This is a genomic window from Streptomyces sp. NPDC051133, from assembly GCF_040682635.1.
GTDB lineage: Bacteria > Actinomycetota > Actinomycetes > Streptomycetales > Streptomycetaceae > Streptomyces.
In genome coordinates, this window is sequence record NZ_JBFBBK010000006.1 from 1 (window position 1) to 20545 (window position 20545).

A 20545-nucleotide genomic window follows, 5' to 3' on the forward strand; every position below is an offset into this window, starting at 1 on the left:
GGCGGGGGGCGGGCGGGGGCGGGCGGCGGGCGGGGGGCCCCCCCCCCCCCGGGGGGGGGCCCCCCCCCCCCCCCCCCCCCCCCCCGCCCCCCCCGCCGCCGCCCCCCCCCTTCTCGATGTCTGCGTCAGGCTCGCGTCAGGCTTGTTCCCGCCGGACCGACAGCAGTTCCTCCAGCTGTTCCTCGCGGGCCTGCGCGGCCACGAAGAGCAGCTCGTCGCCCGGCTCCAGGGAGTCCTCCTTGGTGGGCGTCAGGACGCGGGTGCCGCGGATGATCGTGACCAGGGAGGTGTCCTCCGGCCACTGCACGTCGCCGACCTGGGTGCCGGCCAGGGCCGACTCCTCGGGCAGGGTCAGCTCGACGAGGTTGGCGTCGCCGTGGCTGAAGCGCAGCAGCCGGACCAGGTCGCCGACGCTCACCGCCTCCTCGACCAGGGCGGACATCAGGCGCGGGGTGGAGACGGCCACGTCCACGCCCCAGGCCTCGTTGAACAGCCACTCGTTCTTCGGGTTGTTGACGCGGGCGACGACGCGCGGGACGCCGTACTCGGTCTTCGCGAGCAGCGAGACGACCAGGTTGACCTTGTCGTCACCGGTCGCGGCGATGACCACGTTGCAGCGCTGCAGGGCCGCCTCGTCCAGGGACGTGATCTCGCAGGCGTCGGCCAGCAGCCACTCCGCCTGGGGCACCCGCTCCACCGAGATGGCGGTCGGGGCCTTGTCGATGAGCAGGACCTCGTGGCCGTTCTCGAGCAGTTCGCCGGCGATCGAGCGGCCGACGGCGCCGGCTCCGGCAATGGCGACCCTCATCAGTGACCGCTCTCCTCTTCCGGGCCCTCGGCGAACGCCGCCTCGACCTTCTCGACGTCGTCCGACCGCATCATCACGTGCACGAGGTCGCCCTCCTGCAGCACCGTCTGCGAGGTCGGCAGGATCGCCTCGCCCAGGCGGGTCAGGAAGGCCACGCGGACGCCCGTCTCCTCCTGGAGCCTGCTGATCTTGTGCCCGACCCACTTCGCGGAGGCGTGCACCTCGGCGAGCTGGACCCCGCCGGTGGGGTCGCGCCACAGCGGCTCGGCGCCGGAGGGCAGCAGGCGGCGCAGCATCTGGTCGGCCGTCCAGCGGACCGTAGCCACGGTGGGGATGCCCAGGCGCTGGTAGACCTCCGCGCGGCGGGGGTCGTAGATGCGGGCGGCCACGTTCTCCACGCCGAACATCTCGCGGGCCACGCGCGCGGAGATGATGTTGGAGTTGTCGCCGCTGGAGACGGCGGCGAAGGCGCCGGCCTCCTCGATGCCCGCCTCGCGCAGGGTGTCCTGGTCGAAGCCGACCCCGGTGACCCGGCGGCCGCCGAATCCCGGGCCCAGGCGGCGGAAGGCGGTGGGGTCCTGGTCGATCACGGCGACCGTGTGTCCCTGTTGCTCCAGGGTCTGGGCAAGGGCGGAACCCACTCGTCCGCAGCCCATGATGACGATGTGCACGACCGTCCTTCCGGTGTCCAAAAGTTACTGCTCAGCATCAGGGTCTCAGACCGACGCCCAAAGCTACACACGGGCGCCGCGGGGTGGGCACCCCTGCGCCGGGGTTGGCTTGATCACTGTCCGCGATCATGGGCATGAGCAGGGTCAGCGGTCCGTGTCGGTGATCACCGCGGGCCGGCGCCGGCGAGTGATGCTGCGCACGCTGCACAGGGTCAGGATTCCGAGGCCGACCAGGGCGAGAATCGCCCCGATCAGCTCCGCGGGCGGGGGCATGGCATCTCCGAAGTGCGACGACAGGCGGGGTCTGCCATCTAGGCACGGGGAGCGCGCGGACCACGGAATCCGCAGTTCCGGGCGCCTGTGATTTCACTCGTGAGGCAGAACATGGGTGCCGGGTGGGCGGCTGCCTGTTCGAAGGCCTACCATCCTCTGTCGTGTCCAAACTGACCGACGTGCCCAAACGGATTCTGATCGGGCGCGCACTGCGCAGTGACCGGCTGGGCGAAACGCTCCTGCCGAAGCGCATCGCACTCCCCGTCTTCGCCTCCGACCCGCTGTCCTCCGTCGCCTACGCGCCGGGGGAGGTCCTGCTGGTCCTGTCCATCGCGGGCGTGTCGGCGTACCACTTCAGCCCCTGGATCGCCCTCGCGGTCGTCGTGCTGATGTTCACCGTGGTCGCCTCCTACCGGCAGAACGTCCACGCGTACCCGAGCGGTGGCGGCGACTACGAGGTCGCCACGACCAACCTCGGCGCCAAAGCCGGTCTGACCGTCGCGAGCGCCCTGCTCGTGGACTACGTCATGACCGTCGCCGTCTCCATCGCCTCCGGCATCGAGAACCTCGGCTCCGCGATCCCCTTCGTCGTCCAGCACAAGGTGCTGTGCGCGGTCATCGTGATCGTGCTGCTGACGCTGATGAACCTGCGCGGCGTGAAGGAGTCCGGCAAGCTCTTCGCGATCCCGACGTACGTGTTCGTCGGCGGTGTCTTCATCATGATCGCGTGGGGTGCCGTCCGGGGCCTGGTCCTCGGCCACACCATGCGGGCGCCGACCGCCGACTACCACATCAACGCCGAGCACCAGGGCCTCGCGGGCTTCGCGCTCGTCTTCCTGCTGCTGCGGGCCTTCTCCTCGGGCTGTGCGGCCCTCACCGGCGTCGAGGCCATCTCCAACGGCGTCCCGGCCTTCCGCAAGCCCAAGTCGAAGAACGCCGCGACCACCCTCGCGATGATGGGCCTGCTGGCCGTCACCATGTTCTGCGGCATCATCGTCCTCGCCATGACGACCAAGGTCCACATGGCGGAGAACCCGGCCGTCGACCTGATCCACAACGGCCACCCGCTCGGCTCCGGCTACGTCCAGAACCCGGTGATCTCCCAGGTCGCCGAGGCGGTCTTCGGCAAGGGCAGCTTCCTGTTCGTCGTCCTGGCGGCGGCGACGGCCCTGGTCCTGTTCCTGGCGGCGAACACGGCGTACAACGGCTTCCCGCTGCTGGGCTCGATCCTCGCCCAGGACCGCTACCTCCCGCGCCAGCTGCACACCCGCGGCGACCGCCTCGCCTTCTCCAACGGCATCGTGCTGCTCGCCGGCACCGCGGCGCTGCTGACCGTCATCTACGGCGCGGACTCCACGCGGCTGATCCAGCTGTACATCGTCGGCGTGTTCGTGTCCTTCACGCTCAGCCAGATCGGCATGGTCCGGCACTGGAACCGGCACCTGCGGGTCGAGAAGAACCAGGCCAAGCGCCGCCACATGATCCGCTCCCGTGCGATCAATGCGTTCGGCGCCTTCCTGACCGGCCTGGTGCTGGTCGTGGTGCTGATCACCAAGTTCACGCACGGCGCGTGGGTGGCCGTGCTCGGCATGTGCATCTTCTACGCGACCATGACCGCGATCCGTAAGCACTACGACCGCGTCGCCGAGGAGATCGCCGCCCCCGAGGAGCCGGACGACGACATGGTCCGTCCGTCGCGGGTGCACTCCGTCGTGCTGATCTCCAAGATCCACCGTCCGACGCTGCGCGCCCTGGCCTACGCCAAGCTGATGCGCTCGGACACCCTGGAGGCCCTGACGGTCAACGTCGACCCGGCCGAGACCAAGGCGCTGCGCGACGAGTGGGAGCGGCGCGGCATCGACGTACCGCTCAAGGTCCTCGACTCGCCGTACCGCGAGGTCACCCGTCCGGTGATCGAGTACGTCAAGGGCCTGCGCAAGGAGTCCCCGCGCGACGCGGTCTCGGTGATCATCCCCGAGTACGTGGTCGGCCACTGGTACGAGCACCTGCTGCACAACCAGAGCGCCCTGCGCCTGAAGGGCCGCCTGCTCTTCACGCCGGGCGTCATGGTCACCTCGGTGCCCTACCAGCTGCAGTCCTCCGAGGCCGCCAAGCTGCGGGCCCGCAAGCGGCAGGAGTGGAGCGCGCCGGGCGCGGTCCGCCGTGGCCCCGCGGTGGAGCGCCCCAAGCAGCCGTCGGCGACCAAGGACTGAGGCACGCGGGAGAGGCCGTAGACTGGTGGGCTGTTGTCGGCCTCACCGGTCTGCGGCCTTTTCCCGTCCCGGTGTCCCGCCTCCTGTCCCCGCCTTCCTCTCCTCCTTCCGTCCCCGCTTTCCGTCCCGATCTGGAGTCACCCCACCATGCAGGCAGAACCGACCAAGTCTCTGGTGGGCGAGGAGTACGAGGTCGAGATCGGCCCCGTCGCCCACGGCGGCCACTGCATCGCCCGTACCGCCGAGGGCCAGGTGCTGTTCGTCCGGCACGCGCTGCCCGGTGAGCGGGTGGTGGCGCGGGTGACCGAGGGCGAGGAGGGCGCGCGCTTCCTGCGCGCGGACGCCGTACGGATCCTGGAGGCGTCCAAGGACCGCATCGAGGCGCCCTGCCCGTTCGCCGGGCCGGGCCGCTGCGGCGGCTGCGACTGGCAGCATGCCAAGCCGGGCGCCCAGCGCCGGCTGAAGGCCGACGTGATCGCCGAGCAGCTGCGCCGGCTCGCCGGGCTCACGCCCGAGGAGGCCGGCTGGGACGGCACGGTGGTACCGGCCGAGGGCGACAAGCTGCCCGCCGGGCAGGTCCCGCAATGGCGCACGCGCGTGCAGTACGCCGTGGACGCGGACGGCAACGCCGGACTGCGCCGCCACCGCTCGCACGAGGTCGAACCGATCGACCACTGCATGATCGCCGCGGCCGGCGTCAGCGAACTCGGCATCGAGGAGCGGGACTGGGCCGGCATGGCCTCCGTCGAGGCGATCGCCGCGACGGGTTCCCAGGACCGCATGGTGATCCTGGAGCCGAAGCCGGGCGCACGGCTGCCGCTCGTCGAGCTGGACAGGCCCGTCTCCGTGATGCGCGTCGACGAGAAGGACGGCGGCATCCACCGCGTCCACGGCCGCGCGTTCGTCCGCGAGCGCGCCGACGACCACACCTACCGCGTCGGCAGCGGCGGCTTCTGGCAGGTCCACCCGATGGCGGCCGACACCCTGGTCAAGGCCGTCATGCAGGGCCTGCTGCCGCGCAAGGGCGAGATGGCCCTGGACCTCTACTGCGGCGTGGGCCTCTTCGCCGGCGCCCTCGCCGACCGCCTCGGCGAGAAGGGCGCGGTGCTCGGCATCGAGTCCGGCAAGCGGGCGGTCGAGGACGCACGGCACAACCTCGCCGACTTCCCGCGCGTCCGCATCGAGCAGGGCAAGGTCGAGTCGGTCCTGCCGCGCACCGGCATCACCGAGGTCGACCTGATCGTCCTGGACCCCCCGCGGTCCGGCGCCGGCCGCCAGACGGTCGCCCACCTCGCCTCCCTGGACGCCCGCCGCATCGCCTACGTCGCCTGCGATCCCGCCGCGCTGGCCCGGGACCTGGCGTACTTCCGCGAGGGCGGGTACCGGGTGCGGACGCTCCGGGCGTTCGACCTGTTCCCGATGACGCATCACGTGGAGTGCGTGGCGATTCTGGAGCCCGCGGCCAAGGGGCTCTGATCTGCGAGTCGCCCCCGAGCCGGCGCTGCGCCCCGACGCGCGGCCGACCTGGGGGCAGGGGGCCGGTGACCGTGCCAGGAGGCGCAGGGCGCACTCCTGGCCGGCGAACGGGACGTGCTGCTCGCTGGTGTCGGCTCTCAGCGGCGGGGTTCGCCCGTGCGGTCGTTCGCGGCATGTGCCACCGCTTCGGCGACGGGATCAGGTCCCTGGGCAAGTTCCAGGACGAGCCCTGCGGTGGCAGGCGTGGCGAGCAGGGCGGCCAGGACCTCGGCGACGTCGTCGCGCGTGACCTGGCCCACGCTCCTCTCCGCGGTGAGGCGTACCGCGCCGGTGCCGGGAGCGTCGGTGAGGGCTGCGGGGCGCAGGACGGTCCAGTCGAGGTCCCGTGCCATGACGTGGTCGTCGGCGGCGGTCTTGGCGTGAACGTAGGCGGCCCAGACGTCGTCGGCGTGAGCCGGGGGCGGACTGCCGGCGCCGCGGGTGGAGACCATCACGTACCGCCGGACGTCTGCCCGCAGGGCGGCCTCGGCCAGAAGCACGGCGGCCTGATGATCGACGGTGTACTTGCGGGCCGCACCGCTGCCGGGGCCGGCGCCGGCAGCGAAGACCACGGCATCGGCTCCGGACAGGGCCGCGGCGACGTCGTCGGGCGACGCCGCCTCGAGATCGCAGACGATCGGCCGTACTCCGTCGTCCGCCAGGTCAGCGCTGTGGGCGGGGTTACGGATGAGCCCCACGACGCTGTCTCCCCGTGCGATGAGGAGTCGGCCCAGACGCCGGGCGATCCGGCCGTGCCCGCCGGCGATGGCGATCTTCATGTACATCTCCTCGTGGCTGATCAGAAGGTGATGCGGACTTTCAGCGCCGACCGGTCGTCCATGGCGCGGTAGCCGTCCGGCACCCCGTCGAGGCCGACGGTGCGGTCGAAGACCGGAGCGGGATCGATGACGCCCGCCAGCACATCGGTGAGCAGTTCGGGTATGTAGGCGCGTGCCGGGGCGACGCCACCTGCCAGAGTGATGTTGCGGTCGAACATCCGGGCGATGTCCACGCCGGCGCTGCCGCCGTGCGGTACGCCGACATAGCCCACGGCGCCGCCGTCGCGAGTGATGGAGAGGGCGGTACGCATCGACTCCTCCGTCCCGACGGCTTCCAGTACGGCGTGTGCGCCCTGGCCGCCGGTCAGTTCCCGGATCGCCTCGATCGCCGCCTGGCCGCGCTCGGCGACGACGTCGGTGGCGCCGAACGAACGGGCGATGTCCGTGCGGCTCCGGTGGCGGCCGAGCGCGATGATCCGGTCGGCGCCGAGTCGGCGGGCGGCGAGCACACCGCACAGGCCGACCGCTCCGTCGCCCACGACGGCGACCGTGGCTCCGGGACGGACCCGCGCCGAGACGGCGGCGTGGTGTCCGGTGCTCATCACGTCGGAGAGGGCCAGCAGGCCGGGGAGGAGCTTTTCGTCGGTGACGGCGTCCGGGGGCAGTTCGACGAGGGTCCCGTCGGCGTAGGGCACACGGACCGCTTCCCCCTGGCCCCCGTCGGATCCGACCTCTCCCCAGAACCCGCCGTGCGGGCAGGAGGTCTGCAGGCTCTGCCGGCAGTAGTCGCACGTGCCGTCGGACCAGACAAAGGGTGCGACCACGAAGTCGCCTGGAGCGAAACCGGTGACCTCGGAGCCGACCTCCTCCACGACGCCGAGGAACTCGTGCCCGATGCGCTGGCCGGGCACGCGCGAGGCCACCCCGCGGTAGGCCCAGAGGTCACTGCCGCAGATGCAGGCGCTGACCACGCGCACCACCGCGTCCGCAGGGTGCTGGATCCGTGGGTCCGGGACCTCCTCGATGCGGATGTCGTTCGGTCCGTGGATCACGGTGGCGCGCATACGGGGACTCCTGATGCTGCTCAACGGGGTGGGACAGGCCGCCCAGCGTCGTCGCATGAGGTCGTTTCTGTCCAGCTACATCAGATACATCATTCATTTAAGCTGAACTAATGCTCGATGTTCGACGACTGGTCCTTCTGCGTGATCTGGCCGCACACGGCACCGTGACCGCTGTGGCGGAACTGCACGGCGTCACCCCCTCCGCCGTCTCGCAGCAGCTCCGGCTCCTGGAGGAGGAGACCCACACGCGCCTGCTGGAACGCACGGGCCGGTCCATCTATCTGACACCCGCCGGGCACCGGCTGGCCGAAGACACCGAGCACGTGCTCGACGCCCTCGAACGCGCGCAACGCCACTTGCGCAGCCATGCCACGGAGCCGGTCGGGCCGCTCCACCTCGCCGCCTTCCCCAGCGCCCTCGCCCCGCTGGCAGCCCCACTCGGCCAGGCGCTGGAAGACCGACATCCCGGGCTGGTCCTGCACATCACCGAGGCCGAACCCGAACTCGCCGTGCGCCTGCTGCTCCAGCGACGCGTCGACCTCGCGCTGGTCTACCGCTACACAAACCTCGCCGATCCCGTGCCCCTGGGCGTCGAGACCCACCAGTTGCATGTCGACCCGCTGGCCGCCGTAGTCCGGCGTGATCACCCCGCGGCCGCCGCGGAAGGGTCTCCCATCGCATTGCGGGACCTCGCGCACACACCGTGGATCACGGCCCGCGCGGACACCGCCTGCGGCGCGGCCGTCCTCCACGCCTGCCGGTCGGTGGGATTCACCCCGCAGATACAGCACACCTGCTCCGACTTCAACGCCATGATCGCCCTGGCGGCGAGCGGTGGCCACCCGGTCGTCCTCCCTCGCATGGCCGCGGTTCATCTCCCGCCCACGCTTGTCGCGCGGCCGGTGGCCGACCCCACGCTCGCTCGCACGATCGAGATCGTCACCCGGATCGACGCAGGCCACGAACCCGCGATCGCAGCCTGCCTCGATGTACTGCGGTCCCTTGCGCCGAGCACTGCGGATGACGGTGCAGGTGCAGGCGGGCGCCAGGACTCGCCGGGCTACCCCTCACCGGCTCGTGCCCTGGCCGAAGGCCGCTGATCCGTCTGTCGTCAAGGCAGTCGGAGGTTTCGCGCTTCCGTGACGAGAGCGGTGAAGCCCTGCGGCAGCGGTTGTCCCCGGAGCGCCAGTCTCGTCAGCGGCTCGTGTCGGTGTCGCCGTCGTCCTTGGAAGAGGGCCGCTGTCTCCTGCCGTCCGAAGCGGAGTCGTCTCCGTGCTCTTCGAACAGCTCCAGGAGTGCGGCATCCGCCCTCTTCCGGTCTTCCTTCGTCAGCTCGATCGGCGCGTTGTCGTACACGGTGTAGCGGTCCGGATCGATGATGTTGGCGGCCCGCAGGGTGAACGTCAGCAGGCGGCGCCACCCCTTGCGGTGGCCGACCCTCGCCTGCAACTGGACCTGGTAGTCACGGGCTTCCGGCATGAACCCGGAAAACGGTGCCTCGAACTCTATGAAGAGTTGTTGCGCCTCTCTGCCCGGAACGACGAATCCGGCCGGCAGCTTTGCCTCCTCGTCCGGCGCGGGCTGGAGGCGGGACGGCGAGGACACCCACAGCAGTGGCAGATGGGACGCGGGCTCGTCGGGGAAGGTCAGGATGAGGTCCTGCACGACGATCGGCTTGGGGCCGGTGTTGTGCAGGACGAGCGGGAGCCGCAGGCGGGCCGTGGATGCGTGAATGATCGCTGCGAAGGCGTGCGGCTCCCACGTCTTCAGGCGCCCCTGTCGGGCATTGAGCCACCAGAACGACGCGACCGTGAAGAGCAATGCGCACACCGACACCACGCCGGCGCCGGTGAGTGATGAGGACGCGGCCTGATCGGTCGCGGTCATCAGCGGAACCACATATTCAGTCTGACAGCCCCGGCGCGGGCTCGCTCACGGTGCGCGGGTGACGGGCCTGGCGGCGTTCGGCTCCCAGGTCGGCGAAGTAGGCGACCAGGTCCGGGTCGTCGACCGCCGAGGGATGGAGGACCTGCTCGGCGGGCGCGCCCTGGAGGAGGCGCTTGACCGGGACCTCGAGTTTCTTGCCCGTCCTGGTGTGCGGGATGGCCGGCACGGCGAGGATCTCGTCGGGTACGTGGCGGGGCGAGGCGCCGGTGCGGACGGCGTCACGGATCTTCTCGCGCAAGGCGTCGTCCAGCGTGACACCGGGCGCGGGGACGACGAACAGGGGCATCCAGTAGCCGCCGTCGGGTTCCTCCGCGCCGATGACGAGCGCCTCGGTGATCTCGGGGAGGCGTTCGACGACGTCGTGGATGTCGGCACTGCCCAGGCGCACGCCGTTGCGGTTGAGGGTGGCGTCGGAGCGGCCGTGGACGATCACCGAGCCGTGGGAGGTGAGGGTGATCCAGTCGCCGTGCCGCCATACGCCCGGGTAGGCGGCGAAATAGGCGTCGCGGTAGCGGCTGCCGTCGGGGTCGTTCCAGAAGTACAGGGGCATGGACGGCATGGGGCGGGTGATGACCAGTTCGCCGACCTGGTCGACGACCGGCCGTCCGGCGCCGTCGTACGCCGCGAGCGCCACGCCGAGGTTGGGGGCGGACACCTCGCCCGCCCAGACGGGGGTCGTGGGGGAGCTGCCGGCGAAGGCGGAGACGACGTCGGTGCCGCCGCTGGTGGAGGCCAGCTGGATACCGGCGCCCACGTGGTCGCGGACCCAGGGGTAGGCGGAGGCGGGCAGGGCGGAGCCGGTGCTGCCGATGGCCCGGACGGCCGACAGGTCGTGCTCCGAGGGTTCGATGCCCAGCTTGGCCATGGCCAGCAGGTACTGGGGGCTGGTGCCGAAGACCGTCACCTTGTGGCGGGCCGCCAGCTCCCACAGGATGCCCGGGCGCGCCACCGGCGCGGGGCTTCCGTCGTAGGTGCAGGTGGTGGCGCCGGTCAGCAGGGTGGAGACGACCAGGTTCCACATCATCCAGTGGGTGGTGGTGTACCACAGCAGGCGGTCACCGACGCCCAGGTCGCAGTGCAGCGCGAGGATTTTGAGGTGTTCGAGCAGGACGCCGCCGTGGCCGTGCACGATGCCCTTGGGCAGGCCGGTGGTGCCGGAGGAGAAGACGATCCACAGCGGGTGGTCGAACGGCACCGGCGTGATGGGGAGGTGTTCGGTGCCGGTGGCGGCGTCTTCCCACGGCACCGTCAGGGTGGTGTGCCCGGTCTCGGGCCAGGTGAGGCCCAGGTGGTCCACGAGCACCGTGGCCTTCAGGGTGGGAAGGGCCCCGGCGAGGTCGAGCGAGGCTGCGCGGCGGTCGTGGCGGGTGTCGTTGAAGAGGTAGCCGTCCGCGGTGACGAGCACCGTGGGTTCGAGCTGGGCGAAGCGGTCGGCTGCGGCCTTGGGGGCGTAGTCCTGGCCGCACACCGACCACACGGCGCCCAGGCCGGCGGTGGCGAGGAAGGCGATGACGGCGTGCGGGGTGTTGGGCAGGTAGCCCACGACCCGGTCGCCCCGGCCGACGCCCAGGTCGCGCAGGGTGGCCGCGACGGAGGCGACCTGGGCGCGCAGCTGTCGGCCCGTGATCTCGTAGCCGGCTCCCGTCTCGTCCAGTGCGGTGATCGCGGGTGCGTCCGGGTGCAGGTTGCGCAGCGCGTGGTGGGCGTAGTTGAGGGTGGCGCCCGGGAACCAGTTGGCGCCGGGCATGGTCTCCTCCGCCAGCACCCGCTCGTACGGAGTGGAAGCCTCGATGTCGAAGTACTCCCACACCGCCGCCCAGAACCCTTTCAGGTCGGTGACGGACCAGTGGTGCAGGGCCTGGTAGTCGGTGGGGTCCTGGATACCTTCGGCGCCCTGGTGCCGGGAAGCCCAGCGGGCGAAATCCGCGATGCGGCTGCCGGCGGCCGTCTTCGGGTCGGGCGGCAGGAACGGTTCCGGGTGCGGCGTGGGACGCGGAGTGGTCACGGTGCGGTGCTCCTCGGCAGGGGGTCGGGCCGGGCATCGGTGGTACGGCGGGCCGTGTGGAGCAGGGAGGCCCAGGCGGTGGGGTCCGCGAAGTGACCGGCCCCGGTGGGGACGGTGTCCATCACGACACGGTCGGGGCGCAGCAGGGCGGCGTCCGCCCGGCCGCGTGCCAGCCAGGCGGCCAGCGTGCCGTCGTCGCTCAGGTCGTCGACGTGGATCGTGGCCGCGTCGAGTGCCGTGGCCACGGCCGTCATCTGCGGGGTGGGCGGCACAGCGGTCAGGAGGGCGAAGGAGTCGGCGAGGACGTCGTCCAGGCGCGTGCGCCCGCCGTCGACGATCACCCAGGGCTGCGGGCAGAAGGTGCCGGTCAGCCCGCGACCGACGAACCCGGGCCGGCGCCGTACCAGGGGGCCGGCGGTCAGCGGGGGGCTGAGGTCGCGGCTCACCGCCGCGGTCACGCCGGGGAGGCGGCATGCCGCGCCGACGACGGCCCGGCGCAGTGCCGCGCCGCGGTCCTGTCCGCCTGTCATGGCCCAGCCGACGGCCACCGCGAGCCGGATCACGTAGCGGGCGTGCGGTTTGCGCTCGCGCTCGTAGGTGTCCAACAGCCCTTCGTCCGCGCCCTGCCGGAGAACGCGGGCGAGCTTCCAGGTGAGGTTTCGGGCGTCGCGCAGGCCCGCGCACAGGCCCTGGCCGATGAAGGGAGGCGTGAGGTGGGCCGCGTCGCCCAGCAGGAAGACGCGTCCCTGGCGCCACCGGTCGGCGAGGCGGGCCCTGAAGGTGTACTGCGCCTGCCGGATCACCTCGAAGTCGTCGGCCCCCGCGGCGCCGGACGGCACGTCCACCCAGGGGGCGACCAGCTCGCGCAGACGTTCCCGGCCGTCCGGGCCGTCCAGGTGTACGTCGGCGGGCAGCCGGAACTCCCAGCGGTAGCGGTCCTCGCCGAGGCGCATGAAGGTGGCGGGCCGGGTGGGGCAGCAGATCTGGTCGACGCCCTCCCAGGTCCGCACCGGACGGCTGGTGCGCACGTCGATGACCCGCCAGCTCTCCTCGAAGCGCAGGTCCTCCCATACGGCGCCGATGGCGTCGCGGGTGAGGCTGCCGGCGCCGTCGCAGCCGAGGACGGCATCGGCCCACACATGCTCGTCCTCGTCGCTGCCGTCGCGGCGGAAGGTGACCCGGACCGGAGCCGTCCCGTCGGTGTCCTGCGTGACGGACACGACCTCCACCCCGCCCCGCAGCTCACACTCCGGTCGGCGGGCGAGAGCGTCGCGCAGCAGACGCTCGAGGTCCGGCTGGTCGAACATGCTGGTCTGGGGGAAGCCGTGACGGCCGTGCCCGGGTCGCGCGAATTCGGCGATCACGCGGTGCCGGGCGTCCAGCAGTCGGAGCCCGCGTGCCGGCCGGGCGAGGGCGGCGAATTCCTCGTGGATGCCGACGTTCTGCAGGATCCGGCGCACCTCGTCGTCCACGACGACGGCGCGCGGCAGCGGGTAGACGTCCCGGTGGCGTTCGAGGAGCAGGCTGGGCACCTTGTGCCGGGCGAGCAGGAGCGCGGCCGTGACTCCCACGGGCCCCGCGCCGATGATGACCACCGGTCGCCGGTCTGCGGTGCTCACTTCGCGTCCGCCACGGCGGTCCGCTGCTCGCCCAGGTCGATGTGCCCGTCGGGGGTGGCGATGGTGGCGGTGACGAGGTCACCGTCGCGCAGGTACAGCGGGTTCTTGGCCTGGCCGTTGAAGAACGCCTTCCACTTCAACGCGGGCGGCAGCAGAGCGGCGATCTTCTCGACCGGCTTGGGCGGGGCCTTCAGGGCGGTGCCGCCGGGTGTGCCGGTGAGCAGCAGGTCGCCCGGGTCGAGGTTCTGGAAGCGGGCGAGCAGGGTGAGCGCCTGCGCCGGTCGCACGATCATGTCGGCGAGGGTGCGGTCCTGGCGCGGTACGCCGTTGACGTTCAGCCGCAGCCGCAGGTCGATCAGCCGGGCGAAGTCCTCGGGCTCCAGCAGGGCCAGGTACGGCCCCGTCGGGGTGAAGGTCGGGTAGGACTTGCTCTCGTAGAACTGGGTCTTGGTCAGCTGGACGTCGCGGGCGCTGACGTCGTTGGTGAGGACGAGCCCGGCGACGTACGAGGGCAGGTCCCGTTCCTCCACGACGGTGCCCACGGGCAGCGGCGCGCCCATGACGAGGCCGAGTTCCACCTCGTAGTCGAGGAAGTTCACGTGCGCGGGGCGGACGATCGTCTCGCGCGGGCCGCTGACCGAGCCGGACGCCTTGCGGAAGAAGGTGGGCGGTATGTCACCGGTGAAGCCCGAATCCTTGGCGTGGCTGCGGTAGTTGACCATCTGGGCCACCACCCGGCAGGGCGTGGTGACCGGGGGCAGCGCCACCAGGTCGGCGACGGGCGTGCCGCTCTCGCCGGAGGCGGCGGCCTCCCGCACCGCGGCCCGGTCGGCGAGCAGTTCGGCGGTGGTGACCGCCGTGGTCTCGATGCGGACGGCGCGCTCGCCCCGGACGGCCCACCAGCTGTCGGGGGTGCGCAGAACGTTGATGCTCATGAGCTCATCGCTTTCATCAGGCCCAGCAGGCGTGCGGGGTCGAGTTCGTTGTCGTCGCGCAGGGCCGTCATGACCTCGCGGAGCTTGGCGGGGGAGGGGTTGGTCCCGAGGAAGTCACGGGTGACGGGCGGGCCCCACTGGGCCAGGCCGCTCGCCGACATCGGCGCCCAGCCGGGGTCGAGGTCGCAGGAGAACAGGTCGCCGTCGGCGAAGTGCTCCAGCATGAAGCGGTCGGGGTCGCGCCAGTAGTCGAAGAGCTGGCTGCCCTGGATGTGCCGGCCGATGCCCCAGCTGCGCCGGTAGCCGCGCTCGGCCAGGTACTCCCCGCCGACGGCGATCGCGTCGAGGTCGGTGACCTGGTAGGCGGAGTGGACGTAGCCGGTACCGGGACCCAGGTGCAGGGCGAGGGTGTGGTGGTCCACGGGCAGGCTGCCCTGGTCGCAGCGGATGAACGCCATGGTCGGCCCGCGCCCGCGCTGTCCGTCCAGGAACAGGAAGTCGGACACGATCATCCCGAGGGTGTCCAGGTACCAGTCCAGGGTGCGGGTGAACCTCCGTGTCTCCAGCACGACATGGCCCAGGCGCTGGATGCGGGACGGCTCCCGGGGCGGGCGCTGCGTGGCGTTCGTACGACGGCGTTCCGTGCCGGTGTTGAGGGTCAGCGGCGGCTGCTCGGGCAGCGCGGGCAGCGGTTCGGCGCAGTGCACCACCCGGACCGGGAGCCCCGAGGGATCGAACAGGGCGACCGACCGGCCGCCGCCGGGGACGTCGGCGTCCCGGACGGTGTGTCCGACGGCGGCGGCCAGCCGGTCCACATCGGCCCGGTCGGCCGCGCGGAACGCCGGCCCGAGGAAGCGGGAGGCGCGACCGCGCCGGATGACCATGCAGGGAGAGCCCGCGAACGTGCCGCGCAGCCAGAGTTCGTGCCGGGTGCGTGCGGCGATGGCGAAGCCGAAGTCGCGGGCGAACACCTCGGCCCGGTCCAGGTCGGGCTTCTCGAACTCCAGCCAGGCCAGGTCCGCCACCTTGATCACGGGGTTCCGGGACCGGCCGGGATGCTCGCCGCGCAGGGCGCCCTGCTCACTGTGGAGGTCTCGGTGGGGCGTCAGAGGACCGCCCTTGTCAACGGGGATGTGGGACATGGTGTCCTCCAGGCAACACTGCTGTAATGAGGAAATCATCAACTCTGCGCTTTCTCTTCGTCAATAGAGGCAGCCCAAATAATTGATGATCTCATCAGTAATGGCAGAGTCATCGTGGCGACGGTTACACTGGCCGTATGCCGACGTCAGCCCCGCCCAAGAACCGCTTCGAGCGGCGCCGCGCCGAAACCCGACAGGCCCTCGTCCGCGCGGCCCGGCAGATCCTCGCGGAGACCGGGGACACCAGCGCCAGCATCCAGGTCATCGCCGAGCGCGCGGACGTCGGTTTCGGATCCTTCTACAACCACTTCGAGTCCAAGACGGAGCTGTTCGACGCCGCGGTGACGGACGCCCTGGAGGAATTCGGGCAGGTCATCGACGGGCGCGTGGAAGGCATCGACGACCCGGCCGAGCTGGTCGCGGCCGGCTTCCGGCTCACCGCCCGGATGGCCGACTCCCATCCGGAACTCATGCGGATCCTGCGTGACCGCGGCCTGTCCCACATCCACTCCGACCGCGGCCTCGCCCCGCGCGCCCTGCGCGACCTGGAGATCGGCATGGCCTCGGGCCGCTTCACCTGCGGCAACGCGACCACCGCCCTGTCCGCCCTGGGCGGCACCCTGCTGTCCCTCGTGGCTCTCCGGCTGGACCGCCCGGACCTCGACGGCGACGAGGCCGCGTCCGACCTCGCCGAGATGGTCCTGCGCATGCTCGGCGTCCCGCCGGACGACGCCCATGAGGTCACCCGGCGCCGGCTGCCCGAATCCGCCTGACGACGTCCTGCCCCTTTCCCGGAGCGCAGCCCCTTGTGGTGCCACATCGGCGGCCACGAGTGCCCACGGGCACGGTCGCCGGAAAGCCGTGGGCGCCGGTGCACCCTCACGCACCGGCGCCCACTCACCCCTGCCCAGGGTGGCTTGATGTCCCGCTGACAGGCGTCAGGGGACGAGGATGAGGCGGATCGGGTCGCCGATCTTGTTCTCCAGACGGCTGACCGCGTCGGCCGCGTCCACCAGCGGGATGTGGTCCGTGATGGAGGGGGCCAGGTCGAGGCGACCCGCCGCGGTCAGACGCACCAGCTCGGCGACCGACTCGGGGCTGCCGCCGTAGTGGCCGCGGACCTGCTTGCACAGGTAGTTGAAGGTCAGTCCCTCGGTGATGGTGAGCGGCCTGGGGGTGATGCCCACCAGGATCAGGGAGCCGCCCAGGCCGAGCACGGAGGCGGCCTGCTCGCGGACGGCGGGTACGCCCGCGCAGTCGAAGGCGAAGTCCAGGCCCCGTCCTTCGGTGGCCGCGCGTACCTGGTCGGCGAAGTCGGGTGCGGCCGGGTCCAGGGCGTGGTCGGCACCGAAGGCCAGGGCACGCTCGCGGGCGCTGGGCAGCGGGTCGACGGCGATGATCGGGGCGGCGCCGGCCAGGCGGGCGAGGCGTACGTTGTGGGCACCGACTCCGCCCACGCCCCAGATGCCGACGGCTTGGGCGGGACGGACACCCGCGGTGGTGACGACCGCGGCGTAGGGGGTGGAGACCGCGTCGGGGATGATCGCGGCCTGGTCGAAGGGGAGGTTGTCGGGGATGGGGATGAGGGTGTCCTCGCGGGCGATCACGTACTCGGCCCAGCCGCCGTCGTAGTCGATGCCGGCGGTGAGCATCCGGGTGCAGGGGCGGCGGCGCACGCATCCCGCGCACGTGCCGCAGGTCTTGCCGGCCTCCAGGGTGACGCGGGTGCCGACCGGCAGGCCGCGCCTGAGGCCGGGGCCGAGCGTGTGGACCACACCGGAGACCTCGTGGCCGACGGTGACCGTGTCGGAGGTGGCGAACAGCGGGACGAGGGAGCCGTCGATCAGGTGGACGTCGGAGAGGCAGACGCCCGCGGCCTTCACCTCGATGAGGACCTCGCCCGGGCCCGGCACGGGGATGGGGACCTCCTCCACGGCGAACTTCTTGCTGTCCAGGTGGAATCGTCCGGCGAGCATGGTGTCCATGAAGATCTTCTTTCTGTGAGCGGCACCGCCCGGCGGTTCGGGACATGGGTGCCCTGGGGTGTCCGAATGGCTTGTGGTGGCCGGGAGGCGTACGGGGAGTGGCAGGACGGGGCCGCACGCCTCCCGGCGGCCGGGGGCGCACGCCTCGACGGCGTGCGGCGACGGTCAGGCGAAGACGTCCTGCTGGTAGCGCTCGTCCGCTTCGAGCTGGGCGAGCCACTGCTGGGCGGTCTCGTCGTCGCTGCCGGTCTTCTGGCGGTGGATGGCGGCCAGTGCCTCGCGGACGGCGGGGGCCATGCGGCGGCCGTCACCGCAGACGTAGACGTACGCGCCGTCCTCGATGGCCTGCCACACCGTGTCGGCGGCCTGGGCGATGGCGTTCTGCACGAACCGGGCCGGGTGGCCGGTCACCGCGGAGTATGCGGTGTGCACCTGGGCGATCCCGGCCTGCTCCCAGTCCTGCATCTCCTGCTTGTAGAAGTAGTCGTGCTCCGGGTGGCGGCAGCCGACGAACACCTGCGACGCGCCCACCTGGATGCCGTTCGCGTGCTGCCAGGCCCGCTCCTCCAGGAAGCCGCGCAGCGGCGCGATGCCGGTGCCGGGGCCGATGAGGATCAGCGGCGTGGCGGGGTCGGCCGGCGGGGCGAACGTCGGGGAGGGCACGCGGACGTAGCCGTAGACGACGTCCCCGGGCTCCAGGCCCGCGAGGTAGGAGGAGCAGGTGCCGCGGTACCGGCCGTCGCCGGACAGGGCCGGGCCCTCCAGCAGACCGACGGTCAGGCGCACGTGGCGCGGGTTGGCCGACGGGGCGGAGGAGATGGAGTAGAAGCGGGGACGGATCGGGCCCGTCATCTCCAGGAAGACCGCCAGCGGCAGCTCGATCGCCTCGAAGCGCTCCAGCAGGCCCAGCACCGAGACCCGCTTGCCGAGGATCTCCTTGCTGTAGCGCTCCTCGGCCTCCTCCGTGTCGGCGGTGTACGCCTGGAGCTGCGGCCGGGTCCACGGGCACGGGGTGTGCTCGGCCAGGGTCTGGATCTGGGAGCGGGTGGCCACGTCCTGCAGTTCGAGGAACTCGGTGAGCAGGATGCCGGCGGTGACCGGGGTGCCTACCGGCAGGTGGGTGCGGCCACCGGCCGGCTGGTCGAGCCGGAGCACCTGGTCGTGGTCGACACCGAGCCGCCTGAGCGCGCGCTCCACCAGGGCGAGTTCGTTCTTGGCGAAGACGGCCAGGTGGTTGCCGGTGTCGTAGGTGACGTCGTCGGGCAGCTCGAAGGTGACGGACTTCGCGGACGGGCGCGGCGGCTCGATGCCGAAGTCCCACAGGCCGGTCGCGTCGGCCACGAGCTCCTCGTTGGCGACCACGGTGAGCGGGTACGCCTGCTCGGAGACGATGGCGGGGCGTACGTCGGACTCGGTGAGCAGCTGGACCTGGTAGCGGGGGCCGCTCGCCTGGGAGGTGTCGGCGGCGTATTCCTCGGCCAGGGTGGCCCACAGGTCGTCCATCCACCGCGTGGCCATGCCGTCGAAGTCACCGGCGGCGTCCGCGATGCCGCGCTCGACGACCGGGGTGGCGCCGGCGGCCAGCAGCCCTTCCTCGATCCGCTTGGGGAATGCCTGGAAGGTGGCCACCCACTGGGTGTTGCCGGCACCCAGCAGCGCGAACCGCACGTTCGACAGCGAGCCATCGGGCAGTCCGGCGGCGAGCAGGTCGTCGAAGCGCTGGGCGTTGTCGGGCGCCTTGCCGTTGTAGCTGGCGGCGACCACGACGAGCAGTCCCTCGGTGGGCAGATTGTCGCCCAGCTCGTCCAGGCTCACCAGGGTGGTGCCGAAGCCGGAGCGCTCACCGCGGTCGGCGATGGTGCGCGCCAGGTCCTCGCAGGAGCCGAGGCTGGAGCCGTAGGCGACAGTGAGGTCGACGCCGACGCCGCTGACCGCAGTCTGCGCCCGCGTGTCGCCGGTCCGCGGGTCCGCGGCGCCGAAGACGGTCCGCTGGTGCTCCTGGCGCTTGCGGACGACCAGCTGGAAGTCGCCGGGCTTGCGCGTCAGCGCCTCGCGGACGTCCATCTTGTAGTCGGTGGTGTCGGAGAACCTGAACTTCTGCAGCACCAGCGCCAGCGCCAGGCGGGCCTCGGTCAGCGCGAACTGCCGGCCGATGCACGCACGCACACCGTTGCCGAACGGCTTGTAGGCGTGCGGGTGCTGTTCCACACGGTTCTCCGGCAGCCACCGGTCGATGTCGAACTCGTCCGGCCGGTCCCACGCCTTGGGGTGGGAGTGCAGCGCGCCCATGAGGATGTTGGCCCTGGTCCCCTTCTTCAGCTCGTACCGGTCGCCGATGACGGTGTCGTCGAGGGGCGCCTTGGCGATCAGCGGGATGGGAGCCCACAGGCGCAGGGTCTCCTCCAGGATCCGCGGGATCACGTCCAGCTGCATGATCGTGTCGTAGTCCGGGACCGTGTCACCGGGCAGCAGGCGGTCGACCTCGGCGTACGCCTGCGCCAGGACGTGCGGGTTGCGCATCAGCGAGTACGTGGCGAACGACAGGAGGCCACTGGTGGTCTCATGGCCGGCGATGAGGAAGGTCACCACCTGGTCGCGGACGTTGTCGTCCGCCAGCAGCTTGCCGGTGTCCGGGTCGGTGGCCTCCAGCATGAGTCCCAGCAGGTCCTCCTCCCCGGTGCCCCTGCCCTCACGGCGCTCCTTGATCACGCTCTCGACCAGGTCGCGCATCTGCTGGATGTTCTCGCGGTACTTCCTGTCGTCCGCCTTGCGCAGCTTGGTCATCATCGGCAGCTCCTGGGAGCGCCGCATCGACTCGATGAGCGCCTCCAGCAGCGCGTTGAGGAAGGGGTGCAGCTCCTCTTCGTCGAAGGACCGGAAGCGGTGGCCGAACCCGGACAGGGCGATGGTGTCCAGGGTGAGCCGGGTGTAGTCGTCGGTGACGGCGACCGGCCGGCCCTCCCGGCTCTCCCACTTGCCGACCAGGTTCTGGGCGATCTCCAGCATCTGCCCGTAGTAGGTCCTCATGGCCCGCTGGCTGAAGGCCGGCAGCAGGATCCGGTGGGCCATGGCCCACTCCTCCTCGTGCTGGTGGGCCGTGAACAGGCCCGCCCCCGTGTAGTCCCGCACATGACTCAGCGGCGTCTTCTCGATCTGCTTGAAGAACCGCGTCTCGTCGCAGACCTCGGCCACCAGGTCGGGGTCGTAGACGAAGACCTGCTCGACGCCGGCGATGTCCATGCCGTAGATGCCCTCGGGGAACTGCTTGGACAGCTCGTTGAAGTACTCCACCGGATTGGTGTCGGGGATCTGCGGCGTGTTGCCGAGGAGGGGGATCCCACGAGGGGACCGGATGGGACGAAGGCCGTTCGCGGAGTGCGTGGTCATGGCGTGCTCCTCTGCGGGGAGGGGGGATGGCAAGGGCGCGGTGCGCAGGTCGATGCCGTGACGCCGTGGCGCCGTACGGAAACATACGCCGTATGGAATTAGTACCGTACGGCGTATGGAAACTGGGGGCAAGTCCGATCGCGGCGATGGGTGCTGTGATTCAGGCCATTTCCATACGGCGTATGAAACTGGTACCGTACGT

General features: G+C 71.3%; 16 protein-coding genes. 4 read left to right on the forward strand and 12 right to left on the reverse strand.

Annotation, left to right across the window (positions count from 1 at the left end; all coding sequences use genetic code 11):
- Window positions 1-136 precede the first annotated feature (136 nt).
- The 3 genes from AB0N17_RS09050 to AB0N17_RS09060 all read right to left on the reverse strand — a co-directional run bounded on the left by AB0N17_RS09050 (window position 137) and on the right by AB0N17_RS09060 (window position 1752).
- Window positions 137-808 (reverse strand): TrkA family potassium uptake protein, encoded by a 672-nt coding sequence (locus AB0N17_RS09050; protein WP_366010508.1) that lies wholly within the window; start codon window positions 806-808, stop codon window positions 137-139.
- Window positions 808-1479, reverse strand: a complete 672-nt coding sequence (locus tag AB0N17_RS09055; protein ID WP_366010509.1) for a TrkA family potassium uptake protein — start codon at window positions 1477-1479, stop codon at window positions 808-810. The genes AB0N17_RS09050 and AB0N17_RS09055 overlap by 1 nt, the downstream gene beginning before the upstream one ends.
- Window positions 1480-1623: 144 nt before the next feature.
- Entirely contained in the window at window positions 1624-1752 is a 129-nt protein-coding gene (locus tag AB0N17_RS09060; protein ID WP_366010680.1) for a hypothetical protein, read from the reverse strand.
- 161 nt (window positions 1753-1913) lie between these two features.
- On the opposite strand from AB0N17_RS09060, the gene AB0N17_RS09065 reads away from it, so the two are divergent.
- Entirely contained in the window at window positions 1914-3965 is a 2052-nt protein-coding gene (locus AB0N17_RS09065) for an APC family permease (RefSeq protein WP_366010511.1), read from the forward strand.
- A gap of 147 nt (window positions 3966-4112) precedes the next feature.
- The gene (locus AB0N17_RS09070; protein WP_366010512.1) at window positions 4113-5441 is read left to right on the forward strand and encodes a TRAM domain-containing protein; all 1329 of its coding nucleotides are present in this window, start codon (window positions 4113-4115) and stop codon (window positions 5439-5441) included.
- A 137-nt stretch (window positions 5442-5578) separates the two neighbouring features.
- Here AB0N17_RS09070 and AB0N17_RS09075 read toward each other — a convergent pair whose 3' ends face one another.
- Window positions 5579-6259, reverse strand: coding sequence for an NAD(P)H-binding protein (locus tag AB0N17_RS09075; protein WP_366010513.1), 681 nt, complete (start codon window positions 6257-6259; stop codon window positions 5579-5581).
- Window positions 6260-6279: 20 nt separating this feature from the next.
- A complete protein-coding gene (locus AB0N17_RS09080) occupies window positions 6280-7323 on the reverse strand; it encodes a zinc-dependent alcohol dehydrogenase family protein (protein WP_366010514.1) in 1044 nt (347 codons plus the stop codon).
- 110 nt (window positions 7324-7433) lie between these two features.
- Here AB0N17_RS09080 and AB0N17_RS09085 point away from each other — a divergent pair, with 110 nt between their 5' ends.
- Entirely contained in the window at window positions 7434-8423 is a 990-nt protein-coding gene (locus AB0N17_RS09085; RefSeq protein ID WP_366010515.1) for a LysR family transcriptional regulator, read from the forward strand.
- A 94-nt stretch (window positions 8424-8517) separates the two neighbouring features.
- On the opposite strand, the gene AB0N17_RS09090 is transcribed toward AB0N17_RS09085, so the two are convergent.
- The 5 genes from AB0N17_RS09090 to AB0N17_RS09110 are packed head-to-tail and all read right to left on the reverse strand — an operon-like array spanning window position 8518 to window position 14971.
- Window positions 8518-9210, reverse strand: a complete 693-nt coding sequence (locus AB0N17_RS09090; RefSeq protein WP_366010516.1) for a hypothetical protein — start codon at window positions 9208-9210, stop codon at window positions 8518-8520.
- A gap of 16 nt (window positions 9211-9226) precedes the next feature.
- Window positions 9227-11275: an acetoacetate--CoA ligase gene (locus AB0N17_RS09095; protein WP_366010517.1), complete on the reverse strand. Its 2049-nt coding sequence runs from the start codon at window positions 11273-11275 to the stop codon at window positions 9227-9229.
- Window positions 11272-12894, reverse strand: coding sequence for a bifunctional 3-(3-hydroxy-phenyl)propionate/3-hydroxycinnamic acid hydroxylase (locus AB0N17_RS09100; RefSeq protein WP_366010518.1), 1623 nt, complete (start codon window positions 12892-12894; stop codon window positions 11272-11274). The genes AB0N17_RS09095 and AB0N17_RS09100 overlap by 4 nt, the downstream gene beginning before the upstream one ends.
- On the reverse strand, window positions 12891-13829 hold the full coding sequence (locus tag AB0N17_RS09105; RefSeq protein ID WP_366010519.1) for a fumarylacetoacetate hydrolase family protein: 939 nt from the start codon (window positions 13827-13829) through the stop codon (window positions 12891-12893). The genes AB0N17_RS09100 and AB0N17_RS09105 overlap by 4 nt, the downstream gene beginning before the upstream one ends.
- Window positions 13826-14971, reverse strand: a complete 1146-nt coding sequence (locus tag AB0N17_RS09110) for a VOC family protein (RefSeq protein WP_366010520.1) — start codon at window positions 14969-14971, stop codon at window positions 13826-13828. Before AB0N17_RS09110 ends, AB0N17_RS09105 begins: the two co-directional genes overlap by 4 nt.
- Window positions 14972-15108: 137 nt before the next feature.
- Here AB0N17_RS09110 and AB0N17_RS09115 point away from each other — a divergent pair, with 137 nt between their 5' ends.
- The gene (locus AB0N17_RS09115; RefSeq protein ID WP_366010521.1) at window positions 15109-15744 is read left to right on the forward strand and encodes a TetR/AcrR family transcriptional regulator; all 636 of its coding nucleotides are present in this window, start codon (window positions 15109-15111) and stop codon (window positions 15742-15744) included.
- Between the two features lie 165 nt (window positions 15745-15909).
- Here the strand turns inward: AB0N17_RS09115 and AB0N17_RS09120 are convergent, their stop codons facing one another.
- Both AB0N17_RS09120 and AB0N17_RS09125 read right to left on the reverse strand, forming a co-directional pair.
- Window positions 15910-16956: a zinc-binding dehydrogenase gene (locus AB0N17_RS09120; RefSeq protein WP_366010522.1), complete on the reverse strand. Its 1047-nt coding sequence runs from the start codon at window positions 16954-16956 to the stop codon at window positions 15910-15912.
- Between the two features lie 165 nt (window positions 16957-17121).
- Entirely contained in the window at window positions 17122-20343 is a 3222-nt protein-coding gene (locus tag AB0N17_RS09125) for a cytochrome P450 (RefSeq protein ID WP_366010523.1), read from the reverse strand.
- Window positions 20344-20545 lie beyond the last annotated feature (202 nt).